13 protein-coding genes are annotated in these 16,959 nt (G+C 74.2%); 7 read left to right on the forward strand and 6 right to left on the reverse strand.

Annotated elements, in window-relative coordinates; genetic code table 11:
- Positions 1 to 14 precede the first annotated feature (14 nt).
- From IO36_RS49015 to IO36_RS26850, 3 genes are read left to right on the forward strand one after another with little or no spacing between them, the layout of a single operon-like run.
- On the forward strand, positions 15 to 3,152 hold the full coding sequence (locus IO36_RS49015; RefSeq protein ID WP_037623689.1) for an AAA family ATPase: 3,138 nt from the start codon (positions 15 to 17) through the stop codon (positions 3,150 to 3,152).
- Entirely contained in the window at positions 3,149 to 4,009 is an 861-nt protein-coding gene (locus tag IO36_RS26845; protein WP_037623558.1) for a S8 family peptidase, read from the forward strand. The genes IO36_RS49015 and IO36_RS26845 overlap by 4 nt, the downstream gene beginning before the upstream one ends.
- On the forward strand, positions 4,006 to 4,617 hold the full coding sequence (locus IO36_RS26850; protein WP_037623559.1) for a GAF domain-containing protein: 612 nt from the start codon (positions 4,006 to 4,008) through the stop codon (positions 4,615 to 4,617). The genes IO36_RS26845 and IO36_RS26850 overlap by 4 nt, the downstream gene beginning before the upstream one ends.
- 278 nt (positions 4,618 to 4,895) lie before the next feature.
- Here the strand turns inward: IO36_RS26850 and IO36_RS26855 are convergent, their stop codons facing one another.
- From IO36_RS26855 to IO36_RS26875, 5 genes are all read right to left on the reverse strand, one after another.
- The gene (locus IO36_RS26855; protein WP_037623690.1) at positions 4,896 to 6,026 is read right to left on the reverse strand and encodes a glycosyltransferase; all 1,131 of its coding nucleotides are present in this window, start codon (positions 6,024 to 6,026) and stop codon (positions 4,896 to 4,898) included.
- A complete protein-coding gene (locus tag IO36_RS26860) occupies positions 6,023 to 8,155 on the reverse strand; it encodes a prolyl oligopeptidase family serine peptidase (protein ID WP_037623560.1) in 2,133 nt (710 codons plus the stop codon). Before IO36_RS26860 ends, IO36_RS26855 begins: the two co-directional genes overlap by 4 nt.
- 52 nt (positions 8,156 to 8,207) lie before the next feature.
- Complete coding sequence (locus tag IO36_RS26865) at positions 8,208 to 9,656, reverse strand: MFS transporter (protein WP_037623561.1); 1,449 nt, start codon at positions 9,654 to 9,656, stop codon at positions 8,208 to 8,210.
- Complete coding sequence (locus IO36_RS26870; protein ID WP_037623563.1) at positions 9,653 to 10,849, reverse strand: radical SAM protein; 1,197 nt, start codon at positions 10,847 to 10,849, stop codon at positions 9,653 to 9,655. Before IO36_RS26870 ends, IO36_RS26865 begins: the two co-directional genes overlap by 4 nt.
- 105 nt (positions 10,850 to 10,954) lie before the next feature.
- Positions 10,955 to 11,230 carry a hypothetical protein gene (locus tag IO36_RS26875; RefSeq protein ID WP_037623565.1) on the reverse strand — a complete coding sequence of 92 codons (276 nt, stop codon included), beginning with the start codon at positions 11,228 to 11,230 and terminating at the stop codon, positions 10,955 to 10,957.
- A gap of 629 nt (positions 11,231 to 11,859) precedes the next feature.
- Between IO36_RS26875 and IO36_RS26880 the strand changes: the two genes are divergently transcribed.
- From IO36_RS26880 to IO36_RS26895, 4 genes are all read left to right on the forward strand, one after another.
- Entirely contained in the window at positions 11,860 to 12,975 is a 1,116-nt protein-coding gene (locus IO36_RS26880; RefSeq protein ID WP_051900975.1) for a cytochrome P450, read from the forward strand.
- A 136-nt stretch (positions 12,976 to 13,111) separates the two neighbouring features.
- Positions 13,112 to 14,590, forward strand: a complete 1,479-nt coding sequence (locus IO36_RS26885) for a hypothetical protein (protein ID WP_245173499.1) — start codon at positions 13,112 to 13,114, stop codon at positions 14,588 to 14,590.
- Between the two features lie 124 nt (positions 14,591 to 14,714).
- Positions 14,715 to 15,506: a hypothetical protein gene (locus IO36_RS26890; RefSeq protein WP_158997525.1), complete on the forward strand. Its 792-nt coding sequence runs from the start codon at positions 14,715 to 14,717 to the stop codon at positions 15,504 to 15,506.
- Between the two features lie 44 nt (positions 15,507 to 15,550).
- Positions 15,551 to 15,982 (forward strand): hypothetical protein, encoded by a 432-nt coding sequence (locus IO36_RS26895; RefSeq protein WP_037623567.1) that lies wholly within the window; start codon positions 15,551 to 15,553, stop codon positions 15,980 to 15,982.
- An 87-nt stretch (positions 15,983 to 16,069) separates the two neighbouring features.
- Here the strand turns inward: IO36_RS26895 and IO36_RS26900 are convergent, their stop codons facing one another.
- Entirely contained in the window at positions 16,070 to 16,855 is a 786-nt protein-coding gene (locus tag IO36_RS26900; protein WP_037623568.1) for a hypothetical protein, read from the reverse strand.
- Positions 16,856 to 16,959 lie beyond the last annotated feature (104 nt).

A 16,959-nucleotide genomic window follows, 5' to 3' on the forward strand; every position in this document is an offset into this window, starting at 1 on the left:
CCGGTGGCGCGAGCGTGAAGTGCCCCCAGTGTCCCGAACCCCCGCCGGAGGGCGCGGCGTTCTGCCCCCGGTGCGGCACCGCCTGCGTCCCCGCGGGCGACACCGCCGCGGCCGAGGAACGCCGGGTGGTGACCGTGCTCTTCTGCGACCTCGTCGGATCGACGGCGTTGTCGGGACGGCTCGACCCGGAGACCCTGCGCACGGTCACCCTCCGCTACTTCGCGCTGATGCGGGCGCGGATCGAGGAGCACGGCGGCACGGTGGAGAAGTTCATCGGCGACGCGGTGATGGCGGTGTTCGGCGTGCCCGTGCGGCACGAGGACGACGTCCACCGGGCGCTGGCCGCCGCGCGCGGCATGGTCGCCGGCCTGGACGGACTCAACGCCGAGCTGGAGCAGGCGCACGGAGTGCGGCTCGCCGTGCGCATCGGCGTGAACACCGGCGAGGTGGTGGTCAGCGTCGATCCCGCGGCCCGGCAGGCGCTGGTGTCCGGCGAGGTCGTCAACATCGGCGCGCGGCTCGAACAGCACGCGGGCTCCGGGGAGATCCTGATCGGCCCCGCCACGCTGGACGCGGCCGGCCCCTCGGCGGTCACCGAGGCAGCGGGCGCGCTGACCCTCAAGGGGGTCGGTGTCCCGGTCCCGGCCCACCGCCTGCTCGCGCTGCACCAGGACGACCCGGAGCGGGTACGCCGGTTCGACACGCCCTTCGTCGGGCGCACCCAGGAGATGGCCGAACTCGGCCTCCTGCTGCGCAAGTTGGAGACCGATCCACGCGCGCATCTGGTGACCGTGTACGGCGAGGCGGGCCTCGGCAAGACCCGGCTGCTGCGCGAGTGGCTGCGGGACTGCCCGGCGTACGGAGCGGGCCGGTGCCGCCCGTACGGCGAGACCGGCTCCCTGTCGCCGCTCGCCGAGGCCGTGCGCCAGGTGCTCGGCTCGGTCGGCGCGGACGCGGCCCTCGCCGCACTGCCCGCCGTCGAGCGGACGGAGGCGGAAGCGGCCCTGCGGCTGCTGCGGAGCGGCCTCCTCGCGGACGGCACGCCCAGTCCGTCGGCCGACGACACCCTGCTGGCGCTGGCCTGTCTGCTGGACGCGCTCTCCCGCGAGCGGCCCGTCGTGCTCGTCCTCGACGACTGCCATTGGGCGTCCGGACCGCTGCTCGACCTGGCCGACCGGCTGCTCGACGAACTCGACCGCTGCCCCGTGGCCCTCGTGTGTCTCGCGCGGCCCGAGCTGCTGGAGACCCGCCCCGGCTGGGGCAGCGGACGGATGCGGTCCGCGTCCCTGCTGCTCACCCCGCTCACCCGTGAGGAGGCCGCCGCTCTGGCCGGGGAACTGGTCGAGGTGACCGCCCACCGCCACGACGTGCTGGACGGCGTACTCGACCGCGCCGAGGGCAATCCGCTGTACCTGGAACATCTGACGGCAATGGCCGCCGAGGGCGACGATCTGCCGCTGACCGTGCACGCCCTGCTCGGCGCCCGGATCGACGCGCTGCCGCCCGAGGAACGGACCCTGCTCCAGGTGGCCGCCGTCCTGGGGCGGGAGTTCCGGCGCGCCGACCTGACCGAACTGGCCGGTGCCGAGGACCCCGCGGAGTCACCCGGCGGTCTGCTGCGCGGTCTCGTACGCCGTCGGCTCATCGAGGCCGGCGGCCGCGCCCGCTCCACCGGTCCGCTCCTCCGGTTCGGCAGCGGTCTGGTGCAGGAGACCGCGTACCGGGGGATGGCCAAGAAGGTACGGGCCCGGCGGCACGAGCACGCCGCCGAGGTGCTGGTCCGCCACGACGCCGGTGACGCGGCCGTCGGCTCCCATCTGGCCCGCGCCCACCGGCTGCTCGCGGAACTGGGGGTCCACGACGGCGACACCGACGCGCTGCGGACCCGGGCCGCCGCCCTGCTCACCCGGGCCGGTACGGCCGCCCTGGCCCGCTCCGACCTGCCCTGGGCCGACGACCTGCTCACCCAGGCCCTCGCTCTGACCGCTCCCGGTGAGCCCGCCGCCGGCGAGGTGGCGCGCCGGCTCGGCGAGACGAAGGTGGCCCGCGGCGAGCCGGAGCGCGGCCGGGAACTGCTCACGGAGGCGCTCGACGCGGCGGAGCGGGCCGGTGATCCGCCGGCCGCCGCCCACGCCCGGCTCGCGCTGACCGCCCTCGACCCGCGGCACGGGTCCCCGGCCGAGGTGGCCGAAGCCGCGCTCCCGCTGTTCACCCGGGCGGGCGACGACCAGGGCATCGCCCGCGCCTGCGTCCGCATCGCCCAGGACCGTCAGCGCCGCGGACGGCACGCCGAGGCCGAGGAACTGCTCCACCGGGCCCTGGAGCACGCCGACCGCACCGACGCCGAACCCGAACGGGCCCTCGCCCTCGGCGCGGTCGGCATCTCCCTGTGGCGCGGCCCCACCCCGGTCGCCCGGGGCGTGGCCCGCTGCGAGGAACTGCTGACGGTTCACGGCGCGGGCCGGCCGACCGTCCGGGCCACGCTTGGCTGTCCGCTGGCGGTGCTCCTGGCGCTCCAGGGCCGCCACGCCGAGGCGCGCGAGCGGCTGGACGAGGCGGCGCGCCTGGCCCGCGGCCTCGGCTACGCGGAGAGCGCCCTGTTCGTCCCGCTGTTCGCCGCCGAGGTCGAGGCACTGGGCGGGACCCCCTCCCAGGGGCTCGCCCTGCTGGAGGAGGCGGCCCGCGCCGGCCGTGAACTCGGCGCCACGGGCGCCCTGCCCGGCATCGCCCGGGAGCGGGCCCGGGTCCTGCTGGACCGTGGGGAGCCCGCGGAGGCCCTGGCACTGCCGGACCCCGCGCGAGCCGACCTGGCCCCGGCCGAGTCCGCCGACGCCTACGGCCTGCGGGCTCGTGCACTGGCCCTCGTGGGCGCGGCAGAACCCGCGCGTGACTGCGCGCGCCGGGCCGTCGCCGCGGCGGACGAGACGGACTCCCCGCTCGTGCGGGGCACCGCGGCCCTCGACCGGGCCCGGGCACTGCACGCGCTCGGCGAGACCGCGGAGGCCGCGCGCGAGGCCCGTACGGCTCGGGAGCACTTCGCCGCCAAGGGGCACAGGCCGGGCGCGGACCGCGCGTCCGCGTTCGCCGAGGAGACGACGGCCACCGCCCGGGACGGCAAGCGCCCGGACGCACGGGAAGGCAGGAGCCGATGACCACAGGAACGGCGGGAGGGCTCACCTGGAGCCTGCGTGACCGCTCCCCCGAAGACCTCGCGATGCTCGCCGACACGGTGCCGGACCTGCCCGCCGACCCCTCGGCGTGGTCGGGCGGCGGCGGGGTGCGCGTGTGCGTGGTCGACACCGGCGTGGAGTGCGGCCACCCCTCGGTCGGCTCGGTCCAGGGATCGTACGAGGTGGCGCCCGGCCCCGACGGAACCCTCGGCGTCGTCGACAGCGGGCCGCTGCCCGACGGCGCGGGTGACGCCTGCGGGCACGGTACCGCGTGCGCCGGCATCGTCCGCAGAGTCGCGCCGGACTGCGAGCTGTACAGCGTGCGGGTGCTGGGCGAGGGCTTCACCGGCAGTGGCGAGGCCCTGCTCACCGGGCTGCGGTGGGCCGTCGACCAGGGCTTCGACGTGGTCAACCTCAGTCTGTCCACGACCCGCCCGAAGTTCCTCGAGACCCTGCGGGCCCTGGCCGACCAGGCGTTCTTCACCGGAACCACGCTGGTGGCGTCCGCCCACAACACGCCGGTGGAGAGCTTCCCCTGGCGGTTCTCGTCCGTCATCTCGGTCGGCACGCACCGCGAGGACGACTCCGGACTCTTCCTCTACAACCCCGCACCACCCGTGGAGTTCTTCGCACCCGGCCAGAACGTCCAGGTGGCCTGGACGGGCGGCAAGACCATCCGTACGACGGGCAACAGCTTCGCCACCCCGTTCATCAGCGGGATGTGCGCACGCCTGCTCGGCACCCACCCGAAGCTGACGCCGTTCCAGATCAAGCACGCGCTGTACCTCTCCGCCGCGAACGTGCGCATCGGCGAACCAGGAACCCGAGGTGAAGCATGACCCAGTCCCCCGGCCTCGTCCCCGCCACCGGCGCGGGCACCGCGACACGCGCCGGCAGCGCGGAGCACGATCTGCTGCAATCCGTCGTCGACACCGCGCGGGCCATTTTCGGCGCCGCCGCCAGCTCCGTACTGCTGCACGACCGGGACACCGACGAACTGGTCTTCCAGGCCGTGGCGGGTGAGGGAGAGGAGTCCCTGGTGGGCTCGCGATTCCCGGCCGGCCGGGGGCTGGCGGGCTGGGTGCTGGTCTCGGGCGAGCCCATGATCGCGGACGATCTGCGGGAACAGGGGATGTTCGCAAAGGACGTCGCGAAGGCGACCGGGTACGTGCCGGACGCGCTGATGGCGGCGCCGCTCGCCCACCGCGACCGGGTCCTCGGTGTCCTCGAGGTCCTCGACCCTGCCCAGCAGTCCAGGTCAAGCCTCTCCGAACTCGACCTCCTCGCGCTCTTCGCCCGTCAGGCCGCGGCAGCCCTGGCCGTCATCACCGACCGACGCCAGGAGGAGCCGCCGTCGGCGGTCCGCGCACGGGGCCTGGAACTGGTGGCCGCGCTGCGGGACGTCCTGCTGGAGGGGGTGCCGGCCCAGGGGGCGAACGAGGGGTGAGGGCGGCGGGGCGGCGCTCTTTCCTGTGATCGGGCGGTCAGTGGCCGTTGCCGGGCGCGGGGAAGGGCGGCCGGCGGTCTGGGTCGCGCGTCGCCAATCGCCGGTCGCCGGTCGCCGGTCGCCGGGAACGATGGCCGGAGTTCCCCTCGTGCCGGGGGGACAGCGCGCGGCGGCCCGCCCGCTGTTCACCTCCGCGTGTGGTACCGCCCTTGGACAACACCGGGCGCGGGCCGAGCCCCGAGCCCCGAGCCCCGAGCCCCGAGCCCCGAGCCCCGAGTTCAGCGTGCCGCAGATTCCACCGCGTCCGCCGCGCGGGCCTCGCTCTTGCCCTCGGCGAACAATCCGCCGATCTCCTCGGCCCGCGAACGCAGCAGGGGATCGTGAGCCGTGCGCTCGACCGCCGCGCGCAGCTCCGCGGCGGACGCGCCGGGCTCCGGAAGCCTGGCGGCGACGCCGGCGCGCAGGCAGGCGGCGGCGAGCACCTGCTGCTCGGAGCCGTTGGGGGCGACGAGCAGTGGCTTGCCGTGCAGGAGCGCGCCGAGTACAGGGGCGGAGGTCGCGTTGGTCAGGACGAGGTCCGCCCGCCGGACGAGGGGGCCCATCCAGGGGCGGCGGCCGACGATCAGGTCGGCGTCCGGGGCCGCTTCCGGGGCGCCCGATCGTCCGAGTTCCACGACGGCCCGGTAACTGCCGGACGTGAAGGCCGCGTTGAGTCGCGGCCACAGGGAAGTGCCCCCGAAGGTCCGGCCGAGGTGGACGTACGCCAGGGCCTTCGCGTCCAGCGGCATCTCGACCTCCTCGGCCTCCGCGGGCTCGGGCTCCCACCAGCAGGGGCCCACATGCCGTACGGCCGAAGGGAGTTCGGCGTGGGTCGGCTCCAGCAGTGGGTGGCCGCGCAGAAGGAAGGTGGTGCCCAACAGGGGTGTGTCGGGGAAGCGGTCGCGCCGGGGCGCGAGGCCGGCCGCATCTCGTACCGCCTCGTAGTGCTTCAGGGTCTCCGTCAGGCGCCAGGTGCGGTCGTGTGCGTCCGCCGGTCCGGCGCCCCCGTCGCGGTAGGGCCACAGGTGCGCCGTCAGGCCGAGCACCACGACCGGCAGGCCCGCGGCCTCGGCGGCCACGAGCGCGCCGTGGTGGAGCACGGAGGTGACCAGCACGTCGGGCCGCAGCCGCCGGACCGCGCGCGCCACCGTCGTGTACTGCTCGGGCCCGCGCACCGTCCAGTGGGTGACCGAGAGGGTCGTGGCGTCGGGGACGGCGGACACCTCCAGGTCCGCCGTGGCCGCCGTCGCCGCCGCGCCCGGGCCGGCGAGGACGTGCACCGAGTGGGCGCGGCGGCGCAGTTCACGGCCGACGGCCAGGGCGGGGTACAGGTAGCCGGGGTCGTCGAGCGGGCACAGGAGCACCTTCATGGCAGCGGGTCCTCCGGCAGGTGAAGCCCCAGGTGGTGGGCGAAGAAGGCCATGACGTCCGCGTAGAGGCGGGCACTGCGCGAGGAGGCTCGGGCGGCGTGTCCGACGCCGCGTTCGGTGCGCAGCACGACGGGCGCGTCGCCGGTGCCGGCCCATTGCAGGGCCGCGCACATCTTGCGCGCGTGAGCGGGATCGACGCGGGTGTCGCCGTCGAAGACGGCCAGCAGCACGGCGGGATAGCGCGCGCCTTCGCGGACCTGGTGGTAGGGCGAGTACGACAGAAGGCGGGCGAACTGGTCGGGGTCGGCCGCGGTTCCGTACTCGTCGCACCAGCTCGCGCCCATGCCCGATCGCTCGTAGCGGGCCATGTCGAGCAGGGGTGCGGCACAGACGACGGCCGCGTAGGTCTCCGGGCGACGGGTCAGGGCGGCCCCCGCGAGCAGGCCCCCGTTGGAGCTGCCGAGCACGCCGAGCCGGCCGGGTGCGGCCCATCCTTCATGGAGCAGGTGGTCCGCCGCCGCGTCGAAGTCGTCGAAGGTGTTGAGCTTGTTCTCGCGGCGTCCGGCGCGGTGCCACTCCTCGCCCTCCTCGCCCCCGCCGCGCACGCAGGCCACCGCGTACACCCCGCCCGCCCGCACCCAGGGCAGGGCCTGCGGGGTGAAACCGGGGGTCATGGAGGCGCCGAAGCCGCCGTAGCCGGTGAGGACGGCGGGGCGGGGCCGGTCGGGACGGCCCGCGGGCGACAGCACGAACATGCGGACCTCGGCGCCGTCACGGGAACGGACGACCTCCAGGGTGACCGTCACGCCCGCGACGGGGGCCACGCCGGGGACGCCGCCGGGCCAGGGGCGCAGGTGTCCGGTGACGGCGTCGAAGTGCAGGACGGTGGTGGGGGTGACATGGTCGCCGTACCCGAACCACAGCTCGTGTCCCGCCTCCTGACGTGCTGTCAGAGCCGTGATCGTGCCCTGTCCGGGCAGGGGTACGGTTCCGGTGCGGGCGCCGGTCCGGGCGTCGTGCAGGGTCAACTCGCCCACCGCGTGCCGGGTTCGTACGACGGCGAGCAGCGGCCGGTCCAGTCGCGGCCCGTCCAGGACCGCGAAGTCCTGGAGCACGGTGCTGGGTTGTTCGGGGACCAGGGTGTGCCAGCCGCCGGGGTCCGAGGCGTCGTACGGGGCGGCGGCGATCCGGCCGCGCGGGGCGCCGTCGGTGGTGCGCAGCAGGAGCGGTCCGGCGCCCGGTCTGAGGCGGACGGCGGTGCGGCCGACGGCGTCGTGCCGAAGGGGGCGCAGGTCGGGTCGTTCGGGGCCGGTCCGGGTCAGGTCGGCGGTCCACAGGTCGGTGCGCGGTGAGGTGCCCTCGCTGGCGCCGACGACCAGGATCCGGCCGTCGGGGGCGGTGGCCACGGTGTAGTACTGGGTCGCCGACCGCCCGGCGCCGAAGATCTCCACGTCCTGGTCGGCCGGCGTGCCGACCCGGTGCAGCCGGACACGGCGGGGCGGGAGTCCGCCGTCGCCGGGCCCGGGCGGCAGCCGGCGCACGTAGTAGAAGCCCCGGCCGCCCGGCAGCCAGGCCACGGGGGAACGGCGGACCCGGTCCACGGGCCCGTCGACCGTCTCGCCCGTCGCCGTGTCGAGCACCCGCAGCACCGAGTGCTCCGTGCCGCCCGAGGACAGCTGGACGGCCACGAGGTCGCCCTCCCACGACGGCTCCCAGGCGTCGAGGACCGTGGTGCCGGACGGGTCGGCGTCCAGCGGGTCGAGCAGGGTCCGGGTCCTGTCCCCCTCGCGGACGGCCAGCGCGGCGAGTTCACGGCCGGGTTCCCGGCGTACGTGGAACTCCCGGCCGCCGCGCGCCACCGGAGGGCGGGCGCCGCCCCCGGCGAGCAGGGCGGTCATCCGCGCGAGGAGTCGGTCCCGGTCCGGCCACCGGGACTCCTCCTCGGTGTAGAGCCGGTCCTGGGCTTCGCACCACGCGATGGTGGCGGGGTCCCGCGAGTCCTCGAGCCAGCGGTAGGGGTCGGCCACCCGCAGTCCGTGGACGACCTCCACCGGTCCGCTGCGCGGGGCGGGCGGGTAGGCGTACGAGGCGGGCGACGGCCCTGCGTCGCGGGGTGGGGACTGGGTCATCGCGGCGCTCCTGGAAGGAAGGGTCACGTCGGTTCGCGTGCGGGGCGGGTGCTCAGGCCTCGCCGGCGCCCGGGCCTCGTAGCGGAGGCGCCGGGAAGGGTTCCTCCGATCCGGAGTCCTCCCCCGGGGGCCGCTCGATGTGGGCCTGGACCGCCATGCGGTCGTGCTCCAGGTCCTCCCGGTCGGCACCGCCCGCGGGGGCCGGGGACGCGGAACGCGCGTCGCTGTCCGCCGGCTCGTGCGCTTCCGGCCCGCCGGGGGAAGGAACCGCGGGACCGGTCTCCTTCGCGTCGTCGGTCACTGCGTCGAGGCTGGTCTCGCGCAGCAGCGGCACCGAGGACACCACCGTGACCACCGCCGCGGTCCCCGCGAGGGCCAGCCAGGTGCGGCCCGCACCCAGGGAGTCCACGAAGGAGCCCGCGAGCAGCGGTCCGAGGGAGGCGAGACCGGCCATCACCAGTCCGGTGGCGGTGCTGACCCGGCCGAGCAGGTCCCGGGGGGCGAGCACCAGCATGGCGCGGCCGACGACGATGCCCGCCGGCGGGCTGAAGAAGACGACCACGACCAGGACGGGACCGATCGTCCAGGGATGCGTGGTGGCGGAGAAGACGGCGAGTCCGAGGGCCCAGACGGTACCGATGAGCAGGAACAGGCGGGCGGCGGGAATCCTCTTGATCAGCCGCGGTGCCACGGCGGCGCCCAGCATCGCGCCGATGCCCGCGCAGGCCATCACCGCTCCGATCGCGGTCCCTCCGATGCCGCTCTGCCGCAGGGAGACGACCATGGTCGTCTGGGCCGCCGCCGAGACGACGTTGATGCCGGCGGCGAACAGGAGCGCGGCCAGCAGCGCCCGTTGGTGCGTCAGCCACCGCAGCCCGGCCGTGAGCCGGTTGTCGCGCTCGGCCGCGGCGGCCTGCCGTGCGGGCCGGGTGGCGATCCGCATCAGGAGCACGGCCGACACCCCGTAGGAGAGGGCGTCGGCGGCGAACGGCAGGATCGGGTCGAGCGTGTACAGCCAGCCACCGAGGAACGGTCCGATGAGCGAACTCGTCGCCATGGCGGCCTGGCTGCGGCTCAGCGCGTCGGTGAGGTCCTTCTCCGGTACGACGTCGCGCACGGCGATGGTGGCCGCGGGGGCGAACAGGGCGGTGGCCGCGCCCTCGACCACGGCGACGCCGAGCAGGTGCAGCTGCCCGAGCTCGCCCAGGGCCGACACCAGCGGGATGCTGGCGAGGGCCACGAGCCGTACGAGATCGGTCCCGACCATGATCATGCGCCGGTCGAGCCGATCCGCGAGATGGCCGGCGGGCAGGCGCAGCACGGTGCGGGTCACGAGCGAACAGGTGGCGACCGTACCGGCCTGGGCGGCGCTGCCGCCGATCGACAGGACGAGCAGCGGGAAGGCGAGCAGGGACAGCTGCGAACCGAGGGTGGACAGCGACGAACTGATCCAGTAGCGGCGGAAGTCGGCGTTGGTCCGCAGGATGCCGGCGCCTTTCATCCCAGCCGTCCGACGGCGTTGAGGCAGTCAAGGACACCCGCGTCGACGCGGTCCTGGAAGACGGCGCGGACGGCCGCCTCCTCGTCGTACTGGTAGTGGTCGTGGCAGCTGAGCCAACGGCCCTCTGTCTGCTCGGCGTCGAGGTAGCCGTCGGTGATGGTGCCGACCTCCATGCCGGGCTTGCCCGCGGTCTCCCAGCAACTGGCGAGCACACCATCGGCGTTGACGACCGCGCCGAAGCGGCCGTCGGTGAACGAACAGGCCTGGCAGGGCACATGGGCGCGCGGCCGGGCCACGGTGAAGCCGAGTTCCAGGGCGCGGGCGTGCCAGCGGACGAAGTCCTCGACGAGGCCGTCCTCGTGCATCAGGTTGTTCGCGTAGCCCACGCCGACGTCGCCGACGCGGGCGAAGTGGATGCCGCAGCGCGCGGAGTCCAGCTGGGTGCCGAGCCGTTCGACGAGCTCGTCCACGCCGTTCCGGTTGAGGTGCGAGACGTTGACCCGCAGCATCCAGCGCAGGGAGGTCTTCTCGATGGCGCGGGCGATGTTGGAGACGATGACGTCGAAGGTGCCGCCGCCGGAGCGCCGTACGCGAATGGCGTCGTGGTCGGCCCGGTCGCCGTCGAAGGTCACCTGGACGGACCCGAGGCCCGCCGCGTTGAGCTCCTTGGCGATCAGCGGGGTGAGCAGGGTGCCGTTGGAGGTCATGGACGCGGTGAGGTCCCCGAGTTCACCGGCCCGGGTGAGCAGGTCGCGGCAGCCGCGCGGGTTGAGCAGCGGCTCGCCGCCGAACAGGAGCAGCGACAGTTTGTCCATGCCGGCCGCGGCCATGCGATCGCGGGTGAAGTCCAGTACCTGGCCGACCCCTTCGGGGGTCAGACGGGCGTGCCGGATGCGCGGCGGCCTGCTGCCGCCCTTGGGGTCCTGCGCGGTGTTCTGGAAGCAGTACCCGCAGCCGAGGTTGCAGTCGGTGCTGGTCAGAACGGTGAGCGAGTACGAGGTGTACGGCTTGATGTCGTACAGGCCCGCTTCGCGGAGATAGCGCTCGGCCGAGGGGCGCAGGGTGCCGTCGGTCTGCACCTGGCCGGGCCGCATCAGCGCGTATCCGCCGGCGCCGAGGAACCACCACCCCCTGTCGGCCTGGATCAGACGGGCCCCGGCGGCGGGGACGGCGACGGACTGGGTACCGGGCACGGCAACCTCCGGAGCTGGGGCGGGAGTCGGGGTGGCGGGCGCGGCCCGGTCACGGTGGCGTCGGGACGCCACCGTGACCGGAGGACCGCAGCGGTGATGTGCCGATCAGGCGTTGTGCTCCTGGTGGACACCGCACCACGGGGTGTCCTCGCCCTCCTCGGAGTGCGCGACGACCTCGGGCTCGTCCACGGCCGACTCCTGGTGCACGCCGCACCAGGCCACGTTCGACGCGGCGTGGGCGACCACCTCGGGCTCGTCGGCGGCGGTCTCCTGGTGCACACCGCACCAGGCCACGTTGGACGCGGAGTGCGCGACGACCTCGGGAGTCTCCTCCGCGGGGGTCTCGGTGGTCTCCTCGTTGGGCTCGACGTTCTCGGCCATGATGGTCCTCCATACGACGGGCGTTCGGGACGACGGACGGCAGCGGTGCACCGACCGGCAGGAAGCTAGGAGGCCGGGGTTCGGGAGCGGTTCGACGGCGGTTGGACGGTGGTGAATCCGCTGGTCGGGGGCTGCTCGCGGCGGTGGTGGGGTACGGTCGCGGGCGTCGGGGGTGAGCGGGCGCCCTGGGTCGCCCCGTGGGGGGTGCGGTTCAGCGCCATGGCTGTCGCCGGCCAGGGCGGCACCCCCGGCATCTCTGCGCCTCGACGACCTCGGGGCGACCCTCGCCGACGTGTCAACGCCTCGGCACCCCGACGCAGGTCCGGCGAGGGCGGCGCATACCGGAATCGCACCGGCCCCGAACCGCCGGGCAACCACCCGTTCCTACGGTGGCGGCCGCACGCTCCGCGACCGCGAGAGGACGCCTCCGTATGGACACCGAGCCCGCCGTCACGGCCGCCCCTCCCGCATCAGCCGGAACGACGACGGCACGGGCCGGATCGGCAGGACCGGCAAGACCGGCAGCACCGGCAGCACCGGCAGGAAGGCAACGCCTGCCGGAGCCCCTCGGCGCCGGTTTCCTCGCCCGGCCGGAGGAGACGCTGGCCGGCATCCGGGAGACGTGCCCCGTGGCCCGGATCAGGACGCCCGCCGGACGGCCGGCCTGGCTGGTCACCCGCGCCGAGGACGTCCGCGCCGGGTTCATGGACCCCCGGCTCTCGCTGAGCGGGGGCCGCGTGCCGGACCCCGACGTTCGCCGCCGCGCCCTGGACGTGACGCTGGTCAACTACGACCCGCCGGACCACACACGGATCCGCCGTCTCGCGACACCGGCGCTCACCCCGGCACGCATGGCGACCCAGCGCGAACGGATCGAACGGGCCGCCGCCGAACTCCTCGACGCCGCCGACGCGGCCCGCGGACGGGGTCCGGTCGAGTTGATGGACGCTTTCGCGCGCCCGTTCGCCTTCCGGTCGCTGTGCGAAGTTTTCGACGTACGGGAGGAGGAGCGGGCGGCCCTGTATGCGCCGGTGGCGCTCCTGGCGGACAAGACGGGCTGCTCCGCCCGGGCGGTCGAGGCGAGCGTGGCCCGCATCGACGCGTTCGTCCGTACCGAGATGGCCCGCCGGGAGGTGGCTCCGGGGGACGACCTGGTCTCCCGCGTCCTCGCCGCGTGGCACGAGCAGGGGGGCGCGTCGGAGGACGAGGTCGCCTCGCTCCTGGCGATGCTGCTGCTGGCCGGCTTCGACAGCACGGTGCAGGCGATCGGCATGAGCGTGGTGGCGCTCCTCGGCCACCGTGACGTCCAAGACGCCCTGCGCGACGAGCCGGGACGGATTCCGCGCGCGGTGGACGAACTGCTGCGCTGGGACACCCCGGGGCCCTTCAGCACGAAGAGGGTGGCGCTGGAGGACGTCCGGTTCGGGGACACGGTGATTCCGGCGGGCAGTGGTGTGCTGCTGTCCGTGGCGGCGGCCAACCACGACCCGCGCTGCCACGCCGACCCGGGCACGCTGGACCCGGACCGCAGGACGGCCGCCCGCCACCTGTCCTTCGGCCTCGGCCCGCACTACTGCCCCGGCTCGGCACTGGCCCGCCTGGAGCTCACGGTCGCCCTGACGGCCGTACTCGCCCGCTGGCACCACCTGGAGCCGGCGGTGCCGCTTGACGAGTTGTCCTGGGGCGGCGGCTATCTGCACCGTCGCCTGGCGGCCCTGCCGGTGCTGCCGCACGGGGCGGTCTGAGGAGACGCCGGGGCGCGCTGCCGGCCCGACATGACACACCGGCGCCTCACCGCCGTCCCGCCGGCGGCCGTATTTCGTGCGACCCACACCGACCGGGAGTCCTACGATCACTCGACCGACTTCCGGAGGAACAGCAGTGATCAGGGACATCGACGGCGGCATGACGGCGGCTACGCGGCTCGCGGGCGGAGCACCGCTCGAGACCACGCTCGATGTCACCGACCCCGGCGACTGGCTCGCGCTGGACGCGGCGGTGCGGGAAGTGGCCTGGTATCGGGGGGCAGCCAAGCCCGATGGCCACCCCTCGCTTCCGCTGCCCGCCGACCTGGACGGCTTCGACGAGTCCCGGCTCGCCCTCGCCCTGTGCCACCGCAATGGCTGGACCCGCCAGGGGGCGGTGAGCCGCGCGGTCCGGTATCCCCGGCTGCTGCCGCTCGTCGTCGTCCGAAGCGCCGACTGGGCGGGCCCGGTGCGCGAGGCCGCCCGGCAGGTGCTGCGCGAGACGCTGGACGCGGACTCCGCGGTGCGCGTCGCGCCGCTGCTCCTGCGGGTCGGCCGAAGGGAGCGGGGCGCCTTCGGCACCGAGCTCCTCGGCCGGGTGCTGCGCGGGGCTTCCCGGGAACACGTGGCCCTTCTGTTCGCCGACCCGGACCGGAACGTACGGCGGTTCGCGTACCGGCTGGCCGTCGACGGCGGCCTGCTCGGTCCCGCCGAACTGGCCCGGGCCGCCGTCGGGGACCCGGACTCCGTCGTCCAGGACGTGTGCGCCACGGCGGCCCTGTCGGCCCTGGGCGACGAGAAGGACGCGTACGAGAAGGACGTGAACGAGGAAGTGCTCTCGGCCCTGCTGTCCGCGCGCAACCCGCGCACCCGCTCGGCGGGCGTGACCGGGCTGCGGCGGGCGGGTCGGCCGGGGCGGGCGGAGCCGTACCTCACCGACGGTTCCGGGCTGGTCCGCGCGTGCGCCCGGTATGTCGTACGGCAGCACGGCGTGGATCCGGCGGACTGGTACCGACGGCGGTGCGCGACGGCGGACACCCCGGGATCAACACCGGGAGCAACACCGGGAGCAACACCGGGACCGCCGCCGGGTGCGGTCATCGGGCTGGCCGAATGCGGCGACCGAGCGGACGCCGAGCTGCTCCGGCCGCTGCTCACCCACCCGGACGCCCGGGTACGGGCGTCGGCGGTGGCCGGACTGCGGACCCTGGACTGCGTGGACCCACGACAGATCCGGCCGCTCCTCGATGATCCCTCCGCCCACGTCGTCCGTGAGGCGGTGACCACCCTGCTGCCCGGGGCGGCGGACCTGCCCTCCGACTGGCTCGCGGAGCGCACCGGCCCCGGGCACGCGCGGCATGTGCGGCTCGGCGCGTTCCGGCTGCTCGACGCGAGTGGAGGCATCGCGGCGCTCCGGGCCGCGGTCGCGCTGCTGGAGGACCAGGAGGTGAAGCTCCGTACCTGGGCCGGGCAGTCCGTACAACGCTGGCACCCGTCGCCGGACCTGTGGGGTCAAAACGTCGAGGAGGTCGGCGAGTTGCTCGACCGGAGCCGACACCTCTTCAGCGACTACGTCCTGATCCGACGCAAGTGGGAGGCAGGACTGCGCGGTTGAGCCACCACACGGCGAACCGGCCGACGATGAGAACGCGTTCACCCGAGACCGGTTCGCCGGTCACGCGGCTGCCCTGAGTACTCCTACTCAGGACGGCGACCGTCGCCGACACCAGACTGACCCGGTGACGAGAAATGGAATGGGGCGCACGCGCGGACGCGGTGTGGGGTGCATCGCGGTGGTGGCGATCCTGGTCTTCGGGCTCTATTGGGTCAGCCCCCTCCACGATCCCGAGAACACCGGCCGGGCACGGTCCGACGCCGGGCGCCGGGCACAGTCGCTGGAGGATGCGCTGCACGCCAACTTCAGCTCACCGCTGGGGGGTTTCAGCCGCGGCAGCGAGAACGTCCTGGACCGGGTCGCGGACCGCTTCGGCGGTACGTTGGTCTCCGTGCAGGCCCGCACGGACGACGGGCGCCGGGACTTCGACGTCGTTCTCTCCGTACCGGGCTCCGCCACACCGAAGTTCTCCTTCGACGCACAGGACGTGACCGAGGTCCTGGTCTGCTACCGGTACGCCTGGCAGGGCTACGTGTACACGATCACGCACCGCATCGTGGACTGCCCGAAGGGTCTCCCCCAGCCTGCCCGCGGTCCGCGGCCACAGGACGACACGGTGGACCTCGCGACGAGGATCACGCGACGCGGCCCGTCGGCACTGCCCGGTTCCTCCTCCGCCGCCGGAACCGTCGACGCCCTGCTGCGCGAAGCCGACCTGCCTTCCGACACACCCCGGTCCATCGCCGCCAGGAACGGCATCCAGGTCTTCGCCATCGGCTCCGCACACTCCTGTGTCTACGGCGTGCTCGCACCGGACGGAACGCAGATCTGGCGGGCGCCCTGGGCAGGACCTTGCACCGCCGGGAGCGCGTACGCCGGTTACGCACTCACGCAGTGGCCTCCGATCGACGGGTAACCTCGGCCACCCGTCCGGCCGTACGACAGGAAAGCCACCGACCTTTGAGCGATCACGCGTCCCCAGACGACCCGCCCGCACCCGAGGCCCACGAACTCGTCAGGCTCTACCTCGACACGCTCGAGGACCTCATGGACCCCAAGGAGTACGCGGACCTGCGCACCCTCGTCCTCACCTTCATCGGGGCACTGGCCGAGCCCAACGGTCCGGACGACCCGCCCGCCCGGGTCCACCTGGACATCGAGCTGACCCCGGCCGTCCACGACGAGTGGTTGATCGTCCTGGGCATCCTGGGCAGTGGCCGTATGGACCAGAAGATCGTCGACGTCGGTGACGGGACCCGCACGGTCGTGAGCAGTGAACTCGCCGCGGATACCGAAGCGTTGGCCGTGTTCTGCGCCGAGGTCCGGGAGCGGAACCGGGTCCGGGAGGAGGAGCGGAGGTTCCTCGACGGGATCGAGGCCGAACTCTCCTGACCGGTCCGAATGCCTGATGGTCGTACCCTCCGGCCGGCCGCTCCTGAGCGCCAGGGAACCGTCCGACCGCTTCGTCCGACCGGTTCTTCAGAGCCGGGTGCTATCCGTTCGCCCCTCAGGGCCGGGCCGCGGGGTCGGTGCGGACGGCCGGGTCTGGCGGAACGTGGCGGCGGCCACCACCACGGGCGGCCGCACGTATCCCCCGACACTCTCGACCCGTACGACGAATGCCAGCGGCGACCTCGTGTCGTACGCCTTCGCCAGCCGGCGGACCTCGGCGCGGGCGAAGATCTGGGTCGCCCCCGCGGTCGCCAGGGTGTCGCAGCCCGCGATCATGACGAGGCGACTCCCGGCGGCGAACGGGTTGCGTGCCAGCACGACGATGGCGTGGTCGACCATCGTGGTCGCGCCCGGCTCCGACTCGCCGTACTCCGCGCCGTCCTGCGCCGACACGATGCAGTAGTCGCCGGAGCGCTCCTCGAAGGCGTAGGGAACATCCAGCCGGTCGGCCATCAGCTGCCAGACCCCGTTGTGCGCCGGACCGCCGATCACCACCAGGTTCTCCTCGGCGTCGGAGGCCATGACGAAGGCCCGGGCCCTGACCGTGAGCGCCTCGTGCAGACGCAGGTCCTGGGACAGGAACTGCCGCAGATTCATGGCGGCGAGGGCGTCGGCCTCATGGAGCTTCGGATACGCGGACGTCGCCCGGCCCGACTCACCGACGATCACCACCACGCGCCGGTCGCGGTCCAGCCGCCACACGCGGGCGGCCGGCAGGCGGGTGCGGTAGTAGTGCACCAGCGCACGGCCCAGCCAGCCCACCGTGAACGCCAGCAGCGAGGCCACGAGGTTGACCGTCAGGTCCTCCCCCACGAACGCCCTCCCACCCCCGGCTGCGACTCGGCCAGCAGTCTGCACCATGGAACCGGCGGAGGAGAAGGGTCCGCGAATCCCCACGGCACCGGCCGACCCCGAGG

The organism is Streptomyces aureus (assembly GCF_000725495.1).
In the GTDB taxonomy this organism is placed as follows: domain Bacteria; phylum Actinomycetota; class Actinomycetes; order Streptomycetales; family Streptomycetaceae; genus Streptomyces; species Streptomyces aureus_B.